General features: G+C 62.1%; 17 protein-coding genes. 5 read left to right on the top strand and 12 right to left on the bottom strand.

Features of this window, described 5'->3' with window-relative positions; translation table 11 throughout:
* Positions 1-12: 12 nt before the first annotated feature.
* Positions 13-774, top strand: a complete 762-nt coding sequence (locus Har1131_RS19885; protein ID WP_050036548.1) for an enoyl-CoA hydratase/isomerase family protein — start codon at positions 13-15, stop codon at positions 772-774.
* Here the strand turns inward: Har1131_RS19885 and Har1131_RS19880 are convergent.
* Positions 771-1,646 (bottom strand): amidohydrolase family protein, encoded by an 876-nt coding sequence (locus tag Har1131_RS19880; RefSeq protein ID WP_050036547.1) that lies wholly within the window; start codon positions 1,644-1,646, stop codon positions 771-773. The two genes, Har1131_RS19885 and Har1131_RS19880, sit on opposite strands and share 4 nt — an antisense overlap.
* 217 nt (positions 1,647-1,863) lie before the next feature.
* Here Har1131_RS19880 and Har1131_RS19875 point away from each other — a divergent pair, with 217 nt between their 5' ends.
* On the top strand, positions 1,864-2,697 hold the full coding sequence (locus Har1131_RS19875) for a CoA ester lyase (RefSeq protein ID WP_064287169.1): 834 nt from the start codon (positions 1,864-1,866) through the stop codon (positions 2,695-2,697).
* Positions 2,698-2,739: 42 nt separating this feature from the next.
* Positions 2,740-3,462: a class I SAM-dependent methyltransferase gene (locus Har1131_RS19870; protein WP_014030906.1), complete on the top strand. Its 723-nt coding sequence runs from the start codon at positions 2,740-2,742 to the stop codon at positions 3,460-3,462.
* Between the two features lie 41 nt (positions 3,463-3,503).
* On the opposite strand, the gene Har1131_RS19865 is transcribed toward Har1131_RS19870, so the two are convergent.
* The 8 genes from Har1131_RS19865 to Har1131_RS19830 form a co-directional block, all read right to left on the bottom strand.
* The gene (locus Har1131_RS19865) at positions 3,504-3,968 is read right to left on the bottom strand and encodes a MaoC family dehydratase (RefSeq protein ID WP_050007482.1); all 465 of its coding nucleotides are present in this window, start codon (positions 3,966-3,968) and stop codon (positions 3,504-3,506) included.
* Between the two features lie 3 nt (positions 3,969-3,971).
* Positions 3,972-5,690 carry an acyl-CoA carboxylase subunit beta gene (locus Har1131_RS19860; RefSeq protein ID WP_151148323.1) on the bottom strand — a complete coding sequence of 573 codons (1,719 nt, stop codon included), beginning with the start codon at positions 5,688-5,690 and terminating at the stop codon, positions 3,972-3,974.
* A 2-nt stretch (positions 5,691-5,692) separates the two neighbouring features.
* On the bottom strand, positions 5,693-7,471 hold the full coding sequence (locus tag Har1131_RS19855) for an acetyl-CoA carboxylase biotin carboxylase subunit (protein ID WP_151148321.1): 1,779 nt from the start codon (positions 7,469-7,471) through the stop codon (positions 5,693-5,695).
* On the bottom strand, positions 7,471-8,637 hold the full coding sequence (locus tag Har1131_RS19850; protein ID WP_151104034.1) for an acyl-CoA dehydrogenase family protein: 1,167 nt from the start codon (positions 8,635-8,637) through the stop codon (positions 7,471-7,473). The genes Har1131_RS19855 and Har1131_RS19850 overlap by 1 nt, the downstream gene beginning before the upstream one ends.
* Before the next feature lie 45 nt (positions 8,638-8,682).
* The gene (locus Har1131_RS19845; protein WP_151148318.1) at positions 8,683-10,365 is read right to left on the bottom strand and encodes an acyl-CoA synthetase; all 1,683 of its coding nucleotides are present in this window, start codon (positions 10,363-10,365) and stop codon (positions 8,683-8,685) included.
* Positions 10,366-10,535: 170 nt separating this feature from the next.
* Positions 10,536-11,939: a UbiD family decarboxylase domain-containing protein gene (locus Har1131_RS19840; RefSeq protein ID WP_050036540.1), complete on the bottom strand. Its 1,404-nt coding sequence runs from the start codon at positions 11,937-11,939 to the stop codon at positions 10,536-10,538.
* On the bottom strand, positions 11,936-13,441 hold the full coding sequence (locus Har1131_RS19835; protein WP_014030913.1) for a UbiD family decarboxylase: 1,506 nt from the start codon (positions 13,439-13,441) through the stop codon (positions 11,936-11,938). The genes Har1131_RS19840 and Har1131_RS19835 overlap by 4 nt, the downstream gene beginning before the upstream one ends.
* A 3-nt stretch (positions 13,442-13,444) precedes the next feature.
* On the bottom strand, positions 13,445-13,939 hold the full coding sequence (locus Har1131_RS19830; protein WP_014030914.1) for a hypothetical protein: 495 nt from the start codon (positions 13,937-13,939) through the stop codon (positions 13,445-13,447).
* A 289-nt stretch (positions 13,940-14,228) separates the two neighbouring features.
* On the opposite strand from Har1131_RS19830, the gene Har1131_RS19825 reads away from it, so the two are divergent.
* Positions 14,229-15,794, top strand: coding sequence for an AarF/ABC1/UbiB kinase family protein (locus Har1131_RS19825; protein ID WP_050036539.1), 1,566 nt, complete (start codon positions 14,229-14,231; stop codon positions 15,792-15,794).
* A gap of 219 nt (positions 15,795-16,013) precedes the next feature.
* Positions 16,014-17,252 carry an MgtC/SapB family protein gene (locus tag Har1131_RS19820; protein ID WP_014030916.1) on the top strand — a complete coding sequence of 413 codons (1,239 nt, stop codon included), beginning with the start codon at positions 16,014-16,016 and terminating at the stop codon, positions 17,250-17,252.
* Positions 17,253-17,400: 148 nt separating this feature from the next.
* Here Har1131_RS19820 and Har1131_RS19815 read toward each other — a convergent pair whose 3' ends face one another.
* From Har1131_RS19815 to Har1131_RS19805, 3 genes are all read right to left on the bottom strand, one after another.
* Positions 17,401-19,809 carry a cation-translocating P-type ATPase gene (locus Har1131_RS19815; protein WP_151148316.1) on the bottom strand — a complete coding sequence of 803 codons (2,409 nt, stop codon included), beginning with the start codon at positions 19,807-19,809 and terminating at the stop codon, positions 17,401-17,403.
* A 60-nt stretch (positions 19,810-19,869) separates the two neighbouring features.
* Positions 19,870-20,619, bottom strand: a complete 750-nt coding sequence (locus tag Har1131_RS19810) for a helix-turn-helix domain-containing protein (RefSeq protein WP_014030918.1) — start codon at positions 20,617-20,619, stop codon at positions 19,870-19,872.
* A gap of 243 nt (positions 20,620-20,862) precedes the next feature.
* On the bottom strand, positions 20,863-22,050 hold the full coding sequence (locus Har1131_RS19805) for an orc1/cdc6 family replication initiation protein (protein ID WP_050036536.1): 1,188 nt from the start codon (positions 22,048-22,050) through the stop codon (positions 20,863-20,865).
* Positions 22,051-22,346: the final 296 nt, after the last annotated feature.

Below are 22,346 nucleotides of genomic sequence, written 5' to 3'. Positions count from 1 at the left end.
GTGAGTACGACCATGCGCGTTGAAGACGGCGCTGTTCGACGAATCGTATTCGACCGTCCCGATGTCAAAAACGCGATGACCGGGGCGGTCGCGACTGAGCTCGCTGCTGCGCTCGCTGACCTCGACCCAGCGACACACGATGCCGTGCTCCTCACCGGCGACGGCGACGCCTTCAGTGCCGGCGGGGATATCGAGGCGATGAGCGAGCGTGAGGAGTCCGCGACGGAAGCCTACGAGCGGGTCCGGACGACGCTGGGTCGGGTGGCCAGCAACATCCTCGAAGCGCCGGTGCCTGTCGTCGCGAAGGTCAACGGGGATGCGGTCGGTGCCGGGCTGTCGCTCGTGGCTGTCGCTGATTTCGCGTATGCCGCCCAGTCCGCCCGGTTCGGTGCGTCGTTCATCAGCGTCGGCCTCGTGCCGGATATGGGCGCAACCGCGATACTCCCCCGGCTCATCGGGCTCAGGAAGACCAAGGAACTCGCGTTCACCGGGAAACTGATCGACGCCGAGACCGCCGCCGAGATAGACCTGATCAACGAGGCTGTCGAGCAGCGTGACCTCGACGCGCGGACGGCCGACCTGCTCGAAACGCTTCAGGCACAGCCGACGGCGAACCTCGGGCTGGCGAAGGAAGCGATCCACGACAACATCGGCCAGCCGTTACAGACCGGGCTGCGTCAAGAAGCACGCATCCAGTCACTGGCGTACGATACGCCGGCTCATTCGCGTGGTGTCGAGGCGTTTCTGGACGGTCGAACCCCGGACTTCGATTAGCGGTGGAAAAACTCCTGTGCGTTTTCGAACAGAATCTTCCGCTGGACGTCCGTGTCGAAGTCGGTATCGCGAGCGAACGATTCGAGCCACGTTTCGGGGTCGATCATCGGGTAATCGGTGCCGAACATCACCTTGTCTTTGAGAACGGTCCCGGCGTAGTGAAGGACCTGGTCGTCGATGTACTTCGGCACCCAGCCCGAGAGGTCCATGTACACGTTGCCCTTCTGCTGGCAGATCGCCAACTGCTCTTTCTCCCACGGGAACGCGGGATGGGCAATGAGGATGTCGAGATCCGGATAGGCGGCGGCCACGTCGTCGATGAGCATCGGGTTGCCGTACTTGACTTTCAGGCCGCGACCGCCAGCACTGCAGGCCCCTAGTGTCGAGTTCCCGCCGTGGAAGACGACGGGGACGCCGAGGTCTTCGATGGTACTCCACAGATGGTCGTGGCGTTCATCTGAGGGGTCAAAGCCCTGTGCGATCTGCTGGAACTTGAACCCGGAGAGGTCCAGATCCTCGACGCACCGGATTGCCTCCTGCACACAATCGTCTTTCAGAGGGTCGACGCTCCCGAACCCGACGAAGAAGTCGGAATACTCGTCCCGGACCTCGGCGACATAGTCGTTCGGGACGGGCGGGTTCCCGGTGTTCGTCTCCGCGTCCCAGCCAAGCAGGACAGCGCCACCGACGCCCGCTTCATGGTACTCCGCGAGCATCTCCTCGTAGTCCCACGTCTCCAGGTCAGTGCCAAAGCGGTCGGCGGCGTCTTGCATCATTTCGCCGCCGGCGTCGTGGAGGAACTCACTGGTCGGCTGATGCGCGTGCGTATCGAACAGTTGCCTGTCGGCTACGCCGGGGAGGTCGGTTGTCACAGAAGGAGCTTTTACCCAGTATCATAAAAATCCATGCCTGATTGTGCTGTGCAGAATACTCGCCGGAGCGAGTGGAGAACCGTGCTGAGGATACCAGCATCGAGAAGAGCCGATGATAACGGCGGCAGACGAACAAATCGCCAGACGAAGGCTCACCCCCGGTATGGCCGGGCGTCAATCCCCTACAATCTTACTACCGGGGAGTGAAGGCACAGCTATGGTTCGTCGCAGTGTTCTGTTCGCACCGGGTGACAATACGGAGTTGATGCGGAAAGCGGCCGGTGGCGACGCCGATGTCGTCGTCTTCGACCTCGAGGATGCGGTTGCACCGGCGGATAAAGAGCAGGCACGTCAATCCGTTCAATCAGTACTCTCGGCTGTCAGTTCGGACAACCACATCTGCGTTCGCATCAATCCCGTAGGGGTCAGCGCCACAGCGGACCTCGCAGCGATACTGACGGATGCCAGCCCTGACAGCGTGATGCTCCCCAAGGCCGGGTCCGCCGGCGACATCGAAGCACTAGAACGGCTCCTCAGAGAACACGATACGGATCTCCCGGTGCTTGCGCTGGTGGAATCGGCCGCCGGCGTCCTCAACGCGGCGGAGATTGCAGCCGCCGATGCCACCGATGCGCTCTTGTTCGGGGCCGAAGACCTCGCGGCCGACATCGGTGCGAGTCGCACCAGCGATGGACGGGAGGTGCTCTATGCACGCCAGCGGGTCGTCGTTGCGGCCAGCGCCGCAGGAATCGATGCAATCGATACGATCTACCCGGACTACGGCGATCTGGATGGCCTCCGTGACGCAACTGAGTTCGCTGCCCAACTCGGGTACGACGGGAAGATGGCAATCCACCCAGATCAGGTCGCGGTCATCAACGACGCGTTTACCCCAAGTGACGAGGAGATAGCATGGGCCGAACGCATCATCGCGGCCGACGAAGAAACAGATGCTGGGGTGTTCGAAGTCGACGGGGAGATGATCGACGCACCGCTTATCGCACAGGCGGAGCGTGTCCTCGAACGCGCTCGCGAAGCCGGTCAACGGTAGTCAACGGCAACACCTATCCGGGACCTGGCTGTGCTGTCGCGTATGAAAGACGTCGTCCGGCAGAACTTCGATGCCAGCGTCGACGCCTACACGACCTACGAGCGGCGGACCAATCGCTTCACGTCGCTCGCACGCCTGCTCGCCGCCGAAATGGATGCTCGTACTGACGGCGGCCTCGGGACAGTTCTCGATGCGGGCGCAGGAACAGGCGTGAGCACACGCGTATTCACCGAGACAACAGCGGACACGATTGCCCTTGATATTAGCCGCGAGATGCTGAGCGAGATCGAGTCCACGGCCCGACTGCAGGCCGATTTCGACCACCTGCCGCTCAGTGACCAGTCAGTCGACGGCGTCGCGTTTACCGCCTCGCTCTTTCTGGTCCCCGACCCAGCGACTGCAGTACGGGAAGCTGCCAGAGTCCTCCGGTCTGGTGGAGTGGTCGGGGCCGTCGCACCGCTTGGCTGGTTCGATTCTGACGGCACAGACGCGTTCGAGCAGTTCGAGCGCGAGTCGCGCTCCCCGACTGATACACCGGCTATTCGGGACGCCCTCGCGGCTGAGTTCTCGGCGACTACAGGAACCTGGAAATTTTCGACAAGTGCCGAAAATATTCGGCTATTCCACGCGATTCCCGCGATGGCCGCACGGCTCTATCCGAAACTCGAAACGGAGAAACGAGTGCGGCAAGCCCGTGAACTCCTCGGCGCTCTCGACGGCACGTTCGAGCAACGATGGCGCTGGGTCGTCGGTGTGCCCGAATAGGTGACTGGAATCTGCGGTTCGTCCGTCGAGCGGGCACAGCGTCACTCGGCGTGGTCCCGTTTCAGCGACAGCACGGTGCGGTCGAATTCACAGACGAGGACGTCGTCCGAATCTGCGAGTTTGAACACCTCGACGTGCATCGTGACGACGCCGCGTTCGCCGTCGCTGGTCTCGCGTTTGTCGGTCACGGTCGACTGCACGCGGATCGTGTCGCCGTGAAACACCGGGTTCGGATGCTCGACGCTGTCGTAGGACAGGTTCGCGACGATGGTGCCATCGGTCGTCTCCGGGATGGTCAGACCGACCGCTAAACTCATCGTGTAGAGCCCGTTGACCAGTCGCTCGCCGAACTCCGTCTCGGCCGCGAACTCGGCGTCGAGATGGAGCGGCTGCTGGTTCATCGTCATATCGCAGAACTGCTGATTGTCGCGCTCGCTGACGGTACGGCGCTTCTCGTGTTCGATGGTCTCGCCGACCTCGAACTCCTCGTAATAAAGTCCTGTCATAGCTCAGAGGATGGTCCCGTGTTTCTTGTCCGGGAGGTCTTTCTCGACGGTCTCGTAGAACGCAAAGCGGTTCGTCAGTTCCGTTCTGAGGTCGCTCGGCGGGACGATGTCGTCGACGACGACCTCGCTAGCCATTCGATGAATGTCGATATCCTCGCGGTAGGCCTCGCGGAGTTCCTGCTCCTTTTGCTGTCGCTCGTCCTCGTCGTCGATCTCGGAGAGCTTGCGGGCGTAGACGGCGTTAATAGCCGCTTCAGGTCCCATGATCGCGATTTCCCCACTCGGAAGGCCGATTGTCGACTCGGGGTCGTAGGCGGGACCGGACATCGCGTAAATGCCCGCGCCGTAGGCCTTCCTGACCACAACGGACTGCTTGGGCACTGTCGCCGAAGACGTGGCGTAGATCATCTTCTTGCCCTGTTCGAGGATGCCCTCTTTCTCGACGCCAGACCCGGCCATGAACCCCGGCGTATCGCAGAGATACAGCAGCGGGATGTTGTAGGCGTCACAGGTCCAGATGAACTGGGCGGCTTTCTCCGCCGCGTCCGGGAAGATGGCCCCGGCACGCTGGGCTGGCTGATTGGCGATAACTCCGACTGGCCGCCCGTCTATCCGGGCGAACGACGTGATTATCTCCTTGCCGTATTCGGGCCGGAGTTCGAGCGTCGACCCGGCGTCGACGACCCGCTCAATCACGTCAAACATATCGTAACCCTTGTTCGGCTTGTCCGGGACAACGGCGTCAATACCCTCCGGCGAGCGCTTCGGGGCCGTCCCACTGGTCTGTGGTGGGTCTTCGTCGGCGTTGTCTGGCAGATAGCCGATGAGTTTCGCGACGAGTTCGCGGGCGTGTTCCTCGTCGTCAGCGATGAGGTCCGCACTCCCGGAGTGCTGTGCGTGGACAGCAGGGCCTCCGAGGTCGTCGAGGCTGATCTTTTCGCCGGTGACCATTTCGACCATCCGGGGGCTGGCGATGGCCATTGCGCTCATGTCCCGAACCATGACGGTGAAGTCCGCGAACACCGGCGTGTAGGCTGCACCGGCGATACAGGGACCGTACAGCACACAGATCTGTGGGACCCGCCCCGATAGCATCGAGTGGTTGTAGTAGAACTTCCCGATACCTTCGCGGTTGGCGAAAAAGCCCGTCTGCTGGTCGATACGGCCGCCCGAGGAGTCCATCAGGTACAGCACCGGACGCCCGGTTTTCAGTGCCCGCTGTTGCATCCGGAGGAACTTCTCGACACCCTTTGCCGCCATGCTGCCACGTTTGACCGTGTAATCGTTGGCCATGAAATGCAGGTCACGGCCCTCGAACTCCGCGGCCCCCGTGATGAGCCCGTCAGCCGGGAGCTGGTCGTCGGCGTCGAACTCCGCAAATTTCCCGTCCTCGAACAGGAAATCGTCACCGAACCACAGGTCGATACGGTCCCGGACGAACAGCTTGCCCTCCTCAGGCAACTGCTCCTTGTACTTTTCCGGCCCGCCTTCGAGGATCTCTTCAATCTCCTCGCGCAGGGCCTCCTCGCGTTCGGTCGGGCCGAGGTCGTCCTCAACTGGGTCCGTGGATTCATCCTGCCGAGTGCCGTCGTACGTGGCACTGCTGACCGCTTCGCCGCCGTCGACAACGAGGGTAATGTCGTCCTCGAAGTGTGTCGCCAGCGCCTCGGCAATGGCCTGTGCTTCCGATTCGGTCGCGTCGTCTGAAATTTTGACTTGCATACTTATTCCGCCAGTACAACCAGGGTGTCACCCATGTCTACGGAGTCGCCCTCCGCGACCGGGACGGACGCGACAGTGCCGCCCGTGGATGCCACCACGTCGTTTTCCATTTTCATCGCCTCCAGCACGCAGACGACATCGCCCGCTGCGATATCGTCACCGGGCGCGACTTCGGTCGAGAGGATAGTGCCCTGCATCTCAGCCGTAATCGCACCCGACGTGGCCACCGGGCCGCCACCGGATGAATTGCCGCCCGAAGCGCCACTGCCGGAGCCGCCACTGGCGTTACCATCACCGGAGACGCGGGGTCGTCCGTCCGTAACGACGACATCGAAGCGCCTTCCGTCGACTTCGACGGCGATTTCGTCCGTCGACGCCGATGAGGTGTTGCCGCCGACCTCGTCTGTCCCCCACCGCGCGACGGCCGCGTCAAGGGCATCGTCGGCGAGTTCCTGATCGAGGTATTTCGTCGTGTGCGTCCCGGCGCGGAACGTGTCGTCGTCCAGCATCAATCGATGGAACGGGATGGTCGTGTGGACACCCTCCACGGTGAAATGGTCGAGGGCACGCCTCGACCGGTCCAGACAGTGGTCCCGGTCCTCGCCAGCGACGATGAGCTTCGCGATCATCGAGTCGTAGTCGCCCCCGATCTCGTCGCCCTGCGAGACTGCGTGGTCGAGCCGCACACCGATACTGCTTGGCGGCGCGTACGTCGTCAGCGGTCCCGGCGTCGGCGCGAAGTCCTCGGCCGGGTTCTCCGCGTTGATTCGGTACTCGACGGCGTGTCCGTCTATCGACACGTCCTCCTGTGTAAAGTCCAGTTGCTCGCCCGCGGCGACCCGGAGCTGCCAGCGAACGATGTCGATGCCCGTCACAGCCTCGGTGACGGTGTGTTCGACCTGAATGCGGGTGTTCACCTCCATGAAGTAGAACTCCCCGTCCTCGACGAGGAACTCCACCGTGCCGGCGTTCGTGTACCCGGCTTCGCTGACACCGCGTCTGGCGGCCTCGCCGATCTGCGTCCGCAGTTCGGCATCGAGAGCGGGACTCGGAGCTTCCTCGATGACCTTCTGGTGGCGACGCTGGAGCGAGCAGTCGCGCTCGCCCAGATGACGGACGTTGCCGTGTTCGTCTGCAAGCACCTGCACTTCGACGTGTTTCGGTGCTTCGAGGTACTTTTCGACGTACACGGAATCGTTGCCGAAGTAGGCTTCCCCCTCGCGCTTCGCGCTCTTGAGCGCCTCCGCGACCTCGGCCTCGCTTCGGACGATCTTCATGCCGCGACCGCCGCCGCCACCTTCGGCTTTTATCGCGATGGGGTAGCCGTACTCGGCACCCAGTTCGCGCACTTCGTCCGGCTCGCTGACGAGGTCCGTCGTGCCGGGGACGACCGGGACGCCGGCGTCCTGCATCACCGTCCGGGCTTTCGTCTTTTCACCCAGCGTCTCCATCGCGTCGCTTGGCGGCCCGACCCAGGTGATGCCGTCGGTAGCCTCGACGCGGCCAGCGAACTCAGCGTTTTCGGCGAGGAAGCCGTACCCGGGATGGATCGCGTCGGCCCCGGCCCGCTCGGCAACATCGAGTATCGCGGTCTGGTCGAGGTACGACTCGCTTGCGGGTGCCGGGCCGACGTTGTATGCGTCGTCGGCGTACTCGACGTGGCCGGCGTTGCGGTCGGCATCGCTGTAGACGGCGACCGTTTCGATACCCAGCTCTTCACACGCAGCCATCACACGGACCGCGATTTCGCCGCGGTTTGCGACAAGGACTTTCTCGAACATTAGTAGGATCTGGGGAAGCCGAGGTGCTGCCCGATGTGGTTGTACGCCATCTGCTGGGAAACCGGGGCCAGCCGTGTCAGGTTGATTTCACGCCACCAGCGCTCGACGTCGTACTCCTTCGCGTAGCCCCAGCCGCCGAACGCCTGCATGGATTGTTTGACCGCTTCGATGCCAGCGCTGACGGCCGTCGCCTTTGCGACGTTTGTCTCGTAGCCACACTCCTCGCCCTGATCGTAGAGCCAGGACGCTTTCTCACGCATGAGCGCCGCCGTTTCCATGCGTGCGTACGCCTTGGTGATCGGGAACGACACCGCCTGATGGCTCCCGACAGGCGCGCCAAACACCTCCCGGTCGCTAGCGTACTCGATAGCAGTGTCGGCGGCCAGTTTGCCGATACCGGTCCCGGCGGCCGCAAAGCCGATGCGTTCCGGGTTCAGCATATCGACCAGAGTCCACCAGCCGTCGTCTTCCTCCCCCAGGAGGTTCTCCTCGGGGACCCGAACGTCCTCGATGAAGACTTCACAGGACTTCGAGTAGTTGATGCCGTGTTTGGGAATCGGGGACACGTCGATGCCGGGGTCGTCCATATCGACGATAAACAGGCTTATACCGTCGGTCCCGCGCTCGACCTCGTCGCGTGGGGTCGTGCGCGTGACGAGAATCATGTTGTCAGCCCGGTCGGCGAAGGTAATCCAGGCCTTGTTCCCGTTCAGAACGTACTCGTCGCCGTCTTTCTCCGCGCGGGTGGCGACGTTCAGCGTGTTTGTCCCGGCCTCGGGTTCCGTGATGCCGATAGAGAAGTTTCGCTTGCCGTTGGCGATGTCCGGCAGATAGGTCTGCTTCTGCGCTTCTGTTCCGCTCTCGCTGATACCGGCAGCGGCCATGCCGGCGGTGAGCACCAGATACCAGGTGCCTGCCATGCCACAGCCCTTGGCACAGAGCGTCTCCATGACCAGCCCCATCTCCTGTATGCCCATCCCGGCCCCTTCGTACTCCGGCGGGACCAGCAGGCCGTGGAAGCCGGCCGCGGCCAGTTCGTCCCAGAATTCCTCTCCGAACTCGCCTGCTTCCTCTTTCTCGCGCCAGTACTCCGGTCCGTACTCGGCCGCCACGTCCGCCGCGGTCGACCGAATCATCGAGCGTTCCTCTGTTTCTTCGAAATTCATTGTGGTTGTGTCTGCGTTGGCACTCGTACTGCTTGATACCCTGTGTCAGGATTCGACTTCGGCTTCTGCTTCGGCGTCGTCGTGGAGTTCGGTTCGGCGAATTTTCCCGGTCACTGTTTTGGGTAGGCCCTCCCGGAACTCGATTTCGCGCGGGTACTCGTGTGCTGAGAGCTCTTCTTTCACGTAGCTCTGGATGTCTTCTTTGAGCGAGGCGGATGGCTCAGCGTCCTCGCTCGGCACGACATAGGCCTTGACGATGTTCCCTCGCGCTTCGTGTGGTTTGGGGACGACTGCCGCCTCGGCGACCGCGTCGTGTTCACCCAGCGAACTCTCGACCTCGAACGGCCCGATGCGGTAGCCAGCAGAGAGGATCACGTCGTCCGCACGCCCCTCGAACCAGAAGTAGCCGTCCTCGTCTTTGTGTGCCAGATCACCCGAGAGGTACCATGTCCCGGCCGGTCCGTCGACGAACGCTCGCTGGGTCTTCTCGGGCTTGTTCCAGAACTCGGCGAAGAAACACGGGTAGTCGCCGCGCTGTGCGATTTCGCCCGTCTCACCGGGTTCCAGAACCTCGCCGCTCTGTGGGTCGACGATGTCGGCCTCGATTCCGGGGAGTGGTTTCCCCATCGACCCGGGCCGGAGGTCCATCGTTGGATAGTTGTTGATGATCATGTTCCCGGTCTCAGTCTGGCCGTACGTATCCAGAATCGTGACGCCGAGTTCGTCTTCTCCCCACTCGACGACGCCGGCGCTGAGCGGTTCGCCGATGGAAAGCGCATGCCGCAAATCGAGGTCGACATCCGCAAGGACCTCCTCATTCTCCCGGAGCATCCGGTACGCCGTCGGAACCGAGAACAGGACGCTAATCGGGTATTCGTCGAGCAGGGCGGCCCACTCGTCGGTGTCGAACTCGCCTTCGTACGTGAACAGCGACGCACCCCAGAACCAGGCACCGAGGGTGTTGATTGCACCCGTCAGCCAGCCGAGGTCACCGGTCGACCAGTACAGGTCGCCGTCTTGAAGGTCCACGGCGTACTTCTGTGTTGCCGCGACGCCGGCGATCCAGCGCTGTTTGTGGAGGACACCCTTTGCCAGCCCGGTCGTTCCCGAAGTGTAGTACAGCAGCGCGTCGTCTTCCCCGCTGGTCTCAGCGACCTCGTACGCCGTGCTCGCGCCATCAAGCGCGGTATTGAACACCACGTCGTCAGCGGGTGCGCCGCCCCCGCGGTCAACGGTGAGTACGTGTTCGACCGACGGGGCCTCGTCCAGCGCGTCTTCGACCGTGTCGCGATTGTCGGTCGTGGTGACGACGACCTTCGCGTCGCAGTCGTCCAGACGGTACGAGATGCCGTCGGGGCCGAACCGCTCGTTGACACTTCCCCAGACGGCACCGTGTTTGAGCGTGCCGACCAGCGCCACGTAGTGCTCCGGAATCCGGGGCATGTATGAAAAGACCCGGTCACCCTGGGCGACCCCGAGGTCGTCGAGAACGTTGGCGAACTGGCTCGAACGGTCAGCAAGCTCCCAGAACGTCATTTTCGACAGCTCTCCGTCGGTCCCGACCTGGTAGAGTGCGACCTGGCCCCGGTCGGTCGCGTGACGGGCGGCGACTTCGTGCCCGATGTTCAGCTCGTTTGGTGCGTCCCAGTCCGCTGCCGCGTATATATCGTCCCAGGAGAACTCGTTTCGCGCTGTGTCGTAGTCCGGGAGGTTGTGGCTGGTGACCATACACCGCTCGGAATACCGGATTCTGGTATAACTGTACCGGTTACTTTTTGCGAAAAACGTATTGAATCTATTTTATTTTTCATTCCTACCTAGGTATTATTCGATTTCAGTATGGCGTAAACAGAACTGATTACAACATATTCGAAGATATATACACGCGAGAGACATATTCAGTGGGGCGATTCGTTTTCAGTCGTCTCTCCGGGAGCGGTGTCGGGTTCGTCCCACAGGACACGAGCCACGTCGCGGACGTCGTTCGGGAAGGAGTTCTCGAACGTGACTCGCGGCGCGATGTAGGTTTCCTTCCAGCGCGGGTCCCACGCCGCGTTCACGTACAGGCGCGAGCCGGTTTCGTTGTCTCGTCGATAGTGAGGGCGTGTCGCTGCCGGTGCATCCGGTTCGCTGAACGTCCAGTCGCGGGCGGGGTGGGATTTCAGCCAGATATCGGCCAGAACGCGGCCGAAGTCCTGTGGCGGAACGTCTTCATCGACGATAACGACCGTGTCGAAAAGCGACGAGAACGAAAAGAGGATGTTCGCGAGTTGCCACTCGAAGCCGCCGTAGAGCACGTCACTAGCGACGAAACAGATACCGAGTTCAGCCTCTGCCGGCAGCATAATCCATTCGACTGGCGAGATGCCCCAGTAGTTGTTGAGTCGGTGATAGAGCGCTGCGGCGGTCACGAGCCCCGTGAGACGGGTGTCATCCGCGAGTGGGCGACCGACGGGGGAGACGGGGATGACCGGGTTTTCAGTAGTGCGGACGCGCTCGACCGACAGCGAGAGCGGGCCGCTCTCGATGACGTATTCCCAGCCCTCTCGACGGTCGGACCGGAAGTCCGGCTTGCAGTCCACGACCGTCGTCTCCATGACGACCTCCGTCGCGCTCGGGACGAGGCCGCCGTTGGTCGGGACGAGCGGGACGGTTCCGGTCACCCCACAGGACTGGATCGGCGTGGCAGTTTGCTCGGTGACAGCGAGCAGGTACGCCGTCGTGATCGCCGCCGGCGGCACGCCGAGCGCTATCGTTATTGTCGTCCCTTCACTGACAAGCGACGACAGCGTGTCCGGGACGCGCACTCTGAGCGTCTCGCCGCCCACGACCGAGCCGTGAACCGGTGCCCAGTGTGTGCCGTCAGCGGTCGAGACCGATGCGACGCCAAGCGTCACTGCGGGCCACGTATCGGTTTCGCCCTGCGGGAACCGCAAGTCCTGTGCGTCGATATCTGTTCCCGAGGCCGCCTGACCCGTGTATGTCGGGTCCAGGTTCCCGCCGGCCGGGCCGAGAGTGCTGATCGTCTCCAGTAGATCAACGAGCGTGGCTTCCGGGTCGAGTCCGAGGCCGAGCGACAGCCGCGACCACGGCCTGGCCTCGCGCTGGTGTGTCTGGTCCGGGCCGCTGAACACACCGCTAACTAGATCACTGCCGGCGGCTCGCTGGAATCGAAGCGCCGGTCCACTCGCGCGGAGCGCCTCCGCCGCAAGCACGTCCACCGGGACTTCGAACGGGCCGTTGAGTCGGACGAGGTCGTCGTCGCCGGCCAGTCCGCGGACGTACTGCGTGAACGGTATCACTGTGACTGCCCCTCCCGCTCGTCAAGCCGGTCGAACCGCGCAGCGTTTAGGCCCGCTTCGACCAGCCGCTCCTGGGCTCGCTTCCGGGTTTCTGTGGTCGCTGCCATCTCCGCCGCGTCACCGTCGGTCGTTGCGTCAATGTAGGCTTTGGCCGTCTTCGCCTTCGACGTCCCCACGTCCGCGTTGCCCTTCTCGTCGGGCGTCTGGTAGATGTTGAGCGGAACTTTCGGCATTCGCTCGACGCCGAACTGATGGAAGTCGGCGTCCGGATCGGCCTCAAGCGCGATAGCTGTCAAGACTGCCCGTGGGTCGAGCGGGTCGACAGCAGCGTCGACAAACACGAAGAAATCGATGTGGAGCATCCCCCACGTCGTGAAAATGAAGTTCGCCAGTTCGTGGAGATAGCCCGGATACGGTCGATCCGTCGCGATGACCCAGACGGTGCGAGAGGTGAATCGCCACGGGACCGCCATCGCAACGTCGAATCCGGCGGCCCGAAGACCGACAGTCGCGTCGGGGCCGGCCGCGACGAGCCGGAGCGTACTGGTCGAGTTTTGCCCGTATCCGACACCGCTCCCCTCGACACAAAACGGTATTCGCGGTTCGTGGCGGTGGGTGATCGCATCGACCTCGAACACCGGCATGGAGCGTCGCGGGCCGTTCATGTAGCCGAAGTAGTCGCCGAACGGCCCCTCGTCGAGGCGGTCGTCGGGTCGAACGTGGCCTTCGAGAACTAACTCGGCCGTCGCCGGGACGTACAGGTCATTGGTTTCGCACTGGACGAGGTCCACAGGCTCGCTTTTCAGGCCGCCCGCGAATGCCGCTTCGCTCCGGCCTGTCGGAATCCACATATCCGCAGTACACTCGACGGTGGGTTCGGCACCGATGACGACCGCGACGGGCATCGGTTCGCCCCGGGGTTCGTAGTCGTAGTAGTAGCGGTTGGGTACCTGCTCGCCGGCCAGTAACAGCAGACTGGCCTGGGAGGAGTCGTGGATCATCATGCGATGGCTCGACCAGGTCCCCCACTCCGTGTCGGGGTCCGGTGCGACGATGGTGTGGAGATTCGAGTACCGTCCCCCGTCGCCCTCATGGATATATGGCCACGGAAACGACAGGAGGTCGACCTCGTTCCCCGTCCGCACTGTTTCTTTGCAGGGAGCCTCCTGGCTCGCGACAGTTCGGGGCGCTTGTGGCGCGTTGAGGCGATCAATCACTCGGTCGTAGTACGTACGGCCCGAAAGGCCGCCTGAGAGTCCCAGCGCGCGGGCGAAGTGATCCCAGGGACGCGTCTGGGGGCCGCGGTACGGATCGCCAACCAGTTTCGACTCCGTCTCTAGCCCTGCGATGGACTCGAACACCGGAATCGGGCCGTCGCGGATATTGGCGAGCATCGTCGCCGCGCTCGCTTCGAGGTCCCACGACACCGGTTGGTCAAAGGACCGGAGCCAACCGGTCGTGTCGAGCAAATCGAGGTACTCGCGGAGCGAACTAACCGACATAGATCACTCCTGTTGTTCCAGCACGCGCCTCAGTGGGTCGTCGTCGAGTTCACGGCGGACCTCAGCGTAGGCGTCAAGCAGGGCCGGTCGTTCTGTGGCGAGCTGGTCGAACGCGATCTCGCGAAGCGCATCGGCCGTTGACTCGTACTCGCCTGTCTCGACGAGATACTGTAAGAGGACCTTCAGATCGTCGGATCGTGTATTGAGGATGTTCGACGCCGTCTCCTGTTCGGCCGCCAGATGCGTCACCAGCTCCTGATCGATACCAGTCGCCTCAGTCTCGTCGAGCAGTTCGACGTATCTGGTCTCGCTGACGCTCTCGTGTGGCCCGGCGACGATTGTTAGCGGTTCCGGGTCAGTGAGCGCATCGGGGTCTTTGGCAATCCGAACGCGTGCCTCGAAAATGCGTTTCGTTTGGGCATCCGTGATCTGTAGTGTGGTCTCTGTCTGTGCTTCTTCGGGGAGATGGTCTGCTGACGTGATGTAGTGGTTCGACATTACCTGCCCTCAGTTGTTTTGCTGATGTTCTTAGCAACCTCTTGTCCCTATTGCATATATGTACCGTCGTCAGTCCACCGTTTCACTGACCCGTGCATCCCAGGCACAGTTTGTCGCTCGAATCGGGCTCTGTGAGCTGAAATGCGCGGATCACTAGTATTGAGAGGTTGTCAGAAAGTGTATATTTACACGAGCCAGTATAATGTTTCCTTCAGTTATATATGCCGCTTGATCGAAGCCAGAGTATGCACTGCCAATTGACGCGACTCAGCCGTTTTCGCTTCGATAGATGAACGGATTGTTTCGCCGGTACCTGGTCGTTATCGTCCGGTTTTTACCCTTCGCGCTGTCATTTCTCCGTGACCGTCGGCGGTTCGTCCTTTTTGGCTCACGAAGACAGGTTCCAGACGAGAAGCATCGACAACGGGCCGAGCAGATCCGGGATACGATGCTCGAACTCGGACCGGCCTTCATCAAAGTCGGGCAGGTACTCTCGACGCGCCCAGATATCGTTCCACCGGTGTATGCCGACGTTTTCGGAACCCTTCAGGACGAAGTGCCAGAGGGTGCAGGGGGCGATCCAAAACACGTCGTCGCGGAAGAACTGGGCGACGAACTCGATCAGTCGACGCTCGAACCGGTCGCCGGCGGGTCGCTCGCGTACGTCTATACGGCAGACTATCGGGGTGAGCGAATCGCACTGAAAGTTCGACGTCCCGAATTGAAACCCGTGATAACGCGTGACCTCCGGGTGGTCCGGGGGCTGCTTCCGCTGATTCGCCCCTTCGCTACCGAACGCCAGCAGTATTCGATCCAAAACGCGGCTGACGATTTTGAGGACATCATCCTGAACGAGTTGGATTTCAAGCGTGAAGCGACGATCATGGCCGATATCAGGGAGAACTTCGACGACGATGAGCGAGTCGTCATCCCTGCCATCTACGAAGACCTGTGCTCTGAGCGCGTGTTAGCTATGGAGTATCTGACCGGTCGGAAAATAACCGACGACGACGCTTTCGACGATGTCGACGTGACGCCACACGAGATGGCGACACGGATCATCAATGTGTACCTGGAGATGGGTCTCGTCGACGGCGTGTTCCACGCTGACCCCCATCCGGGCAACCTCGGCGTCACAGACGACGGCCATCTGTTACTCTTCGATTTCGGCATGAGCGAACGCCTGCCACCGACGGTTCAGGACGATATCATCGCCCTCTATCGGGCACTCGTCCGTCGTGACGTGGACGACCTGGTGGACGCGCTCATCGCGCTCGATGTCCTCGAACCACACGTCAACCGCGCCGAGGTCGGCCGGGTGCTCGAACTTGTCATCGAGAACCTCGAAGGACAGTCGGAGATCACCTGGCGGCAGATCATTACGGAGTTGACGACGACCCTCCGTGCGTTCCCGTTTCGGATTCCGCCGGACGTGATGCTACTCATCCGTGTCGGGACCGTCGGTGAGGGCGTCTGTCGACAGCTCGATCCGGAGTTCGACTTCCTCGCCGCTGTTCGCTCGTTTCTCGTCGAACAGAACCTCATCGAGAGTGAATTGGACGCAATCATCGAGGAAACGTGGGCGGACGTGCGCCGGTCGCTTCCCGCGCTGGCACGGGTCCCGTCACGAGTCGACCGAACGTTGTATCGGCTCGAACGTGGTGAACTGGTCGTCCGTACGGAACCGGCTGATGGACATGGAATAGGGGAGCGGAATCTCGGTTACGCGGTGATCGCCGGAGCGCTCATCGTGGCAGCAGCGATTCTGACCTTTCACCAGCGTCCGTACGAGATCCCAGTACTTGCCGTCGCCGCCGGCTTTCTCCTCGTCTACCTCGTCGACATCGAGTCGTAGCTCCTGCCTCACCGGGTCTCCAGAAGAACAAACAGCAATCCGACCGAGAGTCGGAATGCAGGTGACGGCACAGGTGTAGTCGGCTCATCCGGAATGGCTCGCGCAGTTCTCCGGTCATCAGGGAAAAACCGAGCACGGCTCCGAAGTCGCCACAGCAGACGACCGATACCGGCTCTCACACCCGAAGTTTGACAACTTGGAGGCATGAACCCCTAGAGAATGGTCGCGATCATCGATTCGCTCCTCCTTCGTCTCCTCGTTGCATTCGGTATTGGTGCTCTCATCGGACTGGAACGGGAACAGGCGAAATCTGGGGGTACGTTCGCTGGCAGCCGGACGTTTCCGCTGTTTGCCCTCGTCGGTGCAACCGCCCAGGCGTTCTTTCCGGCCCTCTTACCCGTCACTGTCCTCGCTATTGCAGTCCCCCTGACCGTCGCGTATGCCGGGAAAGTGCTGACTGAAGGGGATATCGGACTCACGACGGTGACCGCTGCCTTGCTCACTGTCCTTCTGGGTGCGTTGGCAGTGTCCTCCGAACGCGGGATGCTGTTCGCGATCATTCTCGGCGGGAGTGTCACTGTCCTCATGTCGGCGAAACCCATGATCCACAGTTTCGTCGACCAGATCGACGAGCGGGAACGCCGTGCCTCGCTCAAATTCATCCTCGTCGTGGTGGTCGTGCTGCCGATCCTGCCTGATCGTGAACTCGATGTCCTATACGGCCTCAATCCGCGGTTCATCTGGCTGATGGTCGGCTTTGTCACCGGCCTGAGCTTCGCTGCCTACATCTTGAGCCGGTTTCTCGGAGCCAAGCGGGGGATCGCCCTCACGGGAATCCTCGGCGGGTTCGTCTCTTCGACCGCGACGACGGTCTCGATGGCCGAGCGGATCAGTGAAACTCCAGAGCTCTACAAGATCGGCTCGTTCTCGATTGTCGTCGCGTCGATCGTCATGTTCCCGCGCGCACTCGTCGAGGTCGCCGTCGTCAACCCGGCCTTACTCCCTCGCGTCGTCGTTCCGCTCGGAGTAATGACTGGTGTCGGCGTGGGTATCGCCGGCATCGTCTACTGGCAATCGACGACAGAGTCCGCGGTCGAGACCGATCTCAAGAACCCGTTTCGTCTCCGACCGGCACTGTTTTTCGGCGCTGTTTTCGCAATCGTGCTCCTCGTGTCCCAGTCCGCGAATACCTGGTTCGGCGACTCGGGTATCTATGCGACTGCGTTCCTCTCGGGGCTCGCTGACGTCGATGCGATCACGCTTACGCTGAGCGCGCTCGAAGCGGACGGTGAGATCTCGCCCGAAGTAGCGACTACCGGCATCGTCATCGGCGCTATCGCGAATACGCTCACGAAAGCCGGACTCGCGTGGCTACTGGGGACGGTCGAACTGGGCCGGCGAGTGACGGTCGCTCTTGGAATCGTCGCCGTCGCCGGCATCGCTGTCGTCGTCCTCTAATCCGTTGGGCCACCGAAGCCACGTCAGTCCCGAAAAATCGCGTCCGGAAGCCGTGAAGAAACTACCTGCGAACGTACGAGATATCGGGAAGCTCCGAGAAGCCCGCAGAATAGCCTGTAACGCAGTGATGGGCTGGCAGACGGTCAGATTACCGGTCCGGCTCGATTCGCGACAGCCGCATCGCGTTTCCGGTGACGCCGAGGCTCATCCCCATGTCGCCGACCACGACCGCGAGCGCGACACTAACCAGCCCTAGTGGGACACCCAGTGCGAGCAGGAACTTCGCGCCGAGGCTCACCCAGATGTTCTGCCGGATCACGCCGTTGGCGGTGTGTGACAGCTCGTACAGGTAGGGGAGCTTCCCGATATCGTCGCCCATTAGTGCGATGTCCGCCGTTTCCAGCGCGGTGTCGGTGCCAGCAGCGCCCATCGCGATACCGACTTCCGCGGTGGCGAGCGCGGGCGCGTCGTTGATCCCGTCGCCGACCATCGCCACCTCGCCGTACTCCGCCTGCAACCCCTCGACTGCATCGACCTTCTCGTCCGGCAGGAGTTCGGCGCGGTACTCGTCGACGCCGACCGCGTCGGCGATAGCACGGGCGGTACCCTCGTTGTCGCCGGTCAGCATCACGACGCGCTCGACACCCAGCTCCTGTAAGCGCTGGACAGCCTGCTTCGAGGCGGGGCGTACCTCGTCGGCGATGGCGATGGCACCCAGCAGCTTCGACTCCGTTCCGACGATAACGACCGTCTTGCCCTCCCGCTCCAGTGCGGCGAGTGCATCCTCGGCGAACGCCCCGTCGTCGGACGCAGCCGTTTCTTCCGGCACGATGCCACCGTCAGACCGATGCGCTGACGAGGCTCCGGTCGCTCCGCTCCCGGGGACACCGTCTGGGTCGCGGCGGGCCCGCGAGAGATCGAAGCCCAGTTCCTCGAAGAGCGCGGGCTTGCCCGCGTAGTACGTCTCGCCGTCGATCTCCCCGCGGATACCCTTCCCGGTGAGGCTCTCGAAGCCCGTCAGGTCGGGGCGGTCGTCCACACCCTCCTCGTTTGCACGGGCGAGGATCGCCGTGGCGATCGGATGCTCGCTGCGCCGCTCCAGTCCGGCGGCGTGACTGAGGAGCGTCGCCGCATCCGTGTCGCCGGCAGGGACGACGTCGGTGACGGCGAGTTCGCCCTTCGTGAGCGTGCCCGTCTTGTCGACGGCGACGGCGTCGACCCCGCCCATCGCTTCGAGGTAGTTACCGCCCTTGATGAGGACGCCGTTCTTCGCGGCGCTGGTGATGCCCGAGACCACCGAGACGGGCGTCGAGATGACGAAGGCACAGGGGCACGCAATCACCAGCAGCGTGAGCCCGCGGATGAACCACGTCTGCCAGTCACCGGCGAACGTGACGCCGTACCCGGCCACGTTCACTGACACTGGGTCAGCGATGACCAGTGGCGGAATGGCGGCGGTCAGAATCGCCAGCACGACGACAACCGGCGTGTAGTAGCCCGAGAACCGGTCGACGAACTGCTCGGTGTCGGTCTTTTTCGCCTGTGCGCCCTGCACCATCTCGATGATGCGCGAGAGCGTCGAATCGCCCGCCGTCGACGTGACTTCCACTTCGAGATAGCCACCCTCGTTGATGGCACCGGCGTACACTTCGTCGCCAGCGGCCTTGTCGACGGGGACACTTTCGCCGGTAATCGGTGACTGGTCGACCGCGCTCTCGCCCTCGACGACCGTCCCGTCGAGCGGGATTTTGTCGCCAGGGCGGACGACCACGGTCTCACCGACTTCCACCTCGTCGGCGGGCACCGTCACTTCCTCGCCATCGCGCATGACAGTCGCCTCGTCCGGTGATAGCTCCATCAGCTCGCGCAGGGAGTCCCGTGCCCTGTCCATCGCGTAGTCTTCGAGCAGCTCGGCGATGCTGAACAGGACAGCCAGCGTCGCGGCCTCGACGAAGTAGCCGATACCGGTCGCGGCGATGATAGCCGTCCCCATCAGCAGGTCGATGTCGAGGCTCAGATTCTTCGCCGAGTAGTAGCCGCTGCGGACGACAGGGGCGCCGCTGGCGGCGACGGCCCCCAGGAACAGCACGTCGGCAACGGCCAGTGGATAGCCGAGAACACTTGCCACCGCGATATTCTGTGCTGTCAGGAGAAACTCGAAGAGGAGACCGAACGTGACCAGCGCCGCGCCGACCCACGTCTTCTTCGCGCGGGGACTCGTCCAGACCTCCGACGGCGGCGCGATGTCGACGCTGTCGCCCGACTCCACCCGTTCATCGGCGTCGGAGTCCGAGCCGCCAACGACTTCGTAACCAGCGGCTTCAATCGCCTTGACTACATCTGCCTCGCTAGTACGTTCAGAATCGTACGTGACACTGGCTGTACCGGTGGTCGGCTGGAGCGTGGTGTCGACAACGCCGTCGACACGCTGGAGACTTTTGTCGACTTTCTGGGCACAGGAGGGGCAATCCATTTCGGGGACTGTGAGGCGGACAGTCAACTCCTGTTGCTGACCGCCCCCACTTGCCTGCCCCGTCGAATCCGGATTCTCTGTCATCACTTCATGATAGGCGCGTGAGTTCGATAAGGCTTTGTTGGAATATTCCAACCCGATGGGTCAACGTGATACCGAGGACTCCTCGCCCACTCGGCTGCCCGCGACGTACTGCTTCGCCAGCTGTTCCTCAGCCCGACGCAGTCGGTAGGTGAGCGTCGACCGGGGGACGTCGAGGTGCTCGGCTAACTCGCCGACGTCGACCTCTCGGGGTGACTCGTAGTAACCGTGCTCGACAGCGGCCCGGAGTGCGGCCTCTTGCTCCGGCGATAGGGCACCCTGTGTCCCGTCGGATTCTCGCATCGACGCCGTCGTGTCCGCAGTGCGGAGTATCTCCATCTGGGCACTTTCCCCGACGGCCGCCGCGAGGTCGTCGAAGAACGCGGCCACGTTACCCTCGCCGGAGTGAATGAGTCGCCACGTATAGTGATGCCCCTCGTGGCGCGTCTCGAACAGTACGCCCTCTCCGAGGTGATCGCGGGCGATGTGGGGAACCGAAGCACAGGCGGGGGTGCGTTCCCAGTCGGAGTAGAGGACAAGCGTGTCGTCGGCGCGGTCGAGGACGCGAGTGGTCTGGGTGGCTCCGCAGTCCTCGGTGGCGAGACAGTCGGCGTAGTAGTCGCTGGTGAGAAAGGCGTCTTCGATGGCGTCGAGCGCCTCGGGAGTTCCGGTAGCGTGGTCGACGCGCCAGAGACGGTCAGCAGTGGCGTGCAGCGAGAGCGAGCGGACACGGGCGTTGGGGTGTTCGGCGAGAGCGTCTGCAACCCTGTTGCAGCCCGGCTCGTAGTCGAGAGCGAAAACGAGTTCGCGCATACGCATCGTAAGCAGCGGTTCGATAAAACACGTCGGGACGATGCCGTTCAGCCTTGACTTCGGGACGCTCCGCTCATCGTTGACGACAGTCAGAGCACGTCATCGGTATCGAACAGGCCCCGCATTCATTGGATCGCAATGGCTTGTCGCTCGCGGTCCGGAATTCCGTCGGAGAGATTGTCTATGTCTGCTCTCCGTCTAACAGCGGAACCAGTGGGGTGGCTAACAGCGGAAGCGGTGGGGTTACGGGCTTTTTTTCAGGAGTTCTGACAGCCCTGTTTTGATCGAGCTGATGGATTGCTCTAGCTCGAATTCCTTGTACTTTCCACCGCCTTTCCCCCGGTTGTACTCCGCTGAGGACACAATTCCGAGTTGTGTGAGCTCACCGAGATAGTCACGGACCGAGCGCTCTGAAACCGGGTCCAGACCCTCATCACGGGCTAACTCCTGATACGCACCCAGGATGTCTCGTGTCCGGGCTGGCGTGTCATCGTCTTCGGCGAGCCCGGTGAGCGCATAGAGAACGAGTTGGCCGTGATCGGAGTAGTTACGGATACCTTCAACGACCTGATCGGTCTGTAGCCGCTGCCGGGCTTCGCGTACGTGATGTTCCGTTACGAGTTCATCGTCGTACTCCCGAGCGAGGTCTCCGGCCTCAAGGAGGAGGTCCAGAGCCTGGCGGGCGTCCCCGGAGTCTTTCGCGCCGTACGCAGCACACATTTCGATGACGCCGTCATCGAGGACATCGTCCTGAAACGCGACAGCCTCACGCTGTTTCAGAACGAGCTGAAGCTCGTTGGCGTTGTACGCCGAGAAAGACACTTCCTTTTCACAGAGACTCGACCGGACTTTCGAGGACAGTTGGTTGCGGAAATCGAGATCGTTCGAGATACCGATGACGCCCAGTTTCGCTTCGGAGATGTCACCGTTCGATCTGGCGCGAGGAAGTTTGTACAGCAGCGAATCGTCTTCGATGTGATCGACTTCGTCGAGAACGATGAGTACCGTGCCGCCCAGGTCATCGAGTGCGTCGAAGAGGAATTGATACACTGAAGCCTGTGGATATCCGGTGTTGGAGATTTGATTCGCCGGATCACGAAGTGTGTTGACGATTGCGACCGCGGCCTGATAGCTCGAATTGAGTCCATCGCAGTTGACTTCGACCGTACTGAGGTCCAGTCCGTCGACATCTGCTGCGTCGCGTTCCAGGGCGGAGAGGAGGTATCGGGTGGCAGCAGTCTTCCCGACACCGCTTTTCCCGTACAGGAAGATGTTCGACGGAGTTTCGTTGTTGATGACTGGCTGGAGAGCAGCGTGATACTTCTGGAGCTCCTCGTCACGTCCGACGAGCTCCTCAGGAGTCCACTCTTCGAGTAGTGCCTCGCGTTGTTCGAATATTGTGGAGGTGGGCGAAAACGTAATATCGCTCATTTGTGTGTAGTTGCAACACGGAGTGTCTTAACCTTTGGTTCCGCTGCTTCCGCTGTTCGGTTGGGTATATAAATGATTGACCCCGCCACTTCCGCTGTTAGATGAGAGGGGAACACCTGACTGACCACTCCCCCACCCCACCGCTTCCGCTGTTAGATGGGAAATGGGATAGCAATCCTCCTACTCCCCCACCCCACTACTTCCGCTGTTAGATGAGAAATGGGATAGCGACCCTCCTACTCCCCCACCCCACCGCTTCCGCTGTTAGCGCGGTAGCCGAGAAGTTCCCTGGTCGA

It is taken from the genome of Haloarcula sp. CBA1131 (assembly GCF_008728975.1).
Classification (GTDB): domain Archaea; phylum Halobacteriota; class Halobacteria; order Halobacteriales; family Haloarculaceae; genus Haloarcula; species Haloarcula hispanica.
The sequence above is the reverse complement of the archived record's forward strand: the minus strand, read 5'-3'. Positions and strand labels throughout refer to the sequence as shown.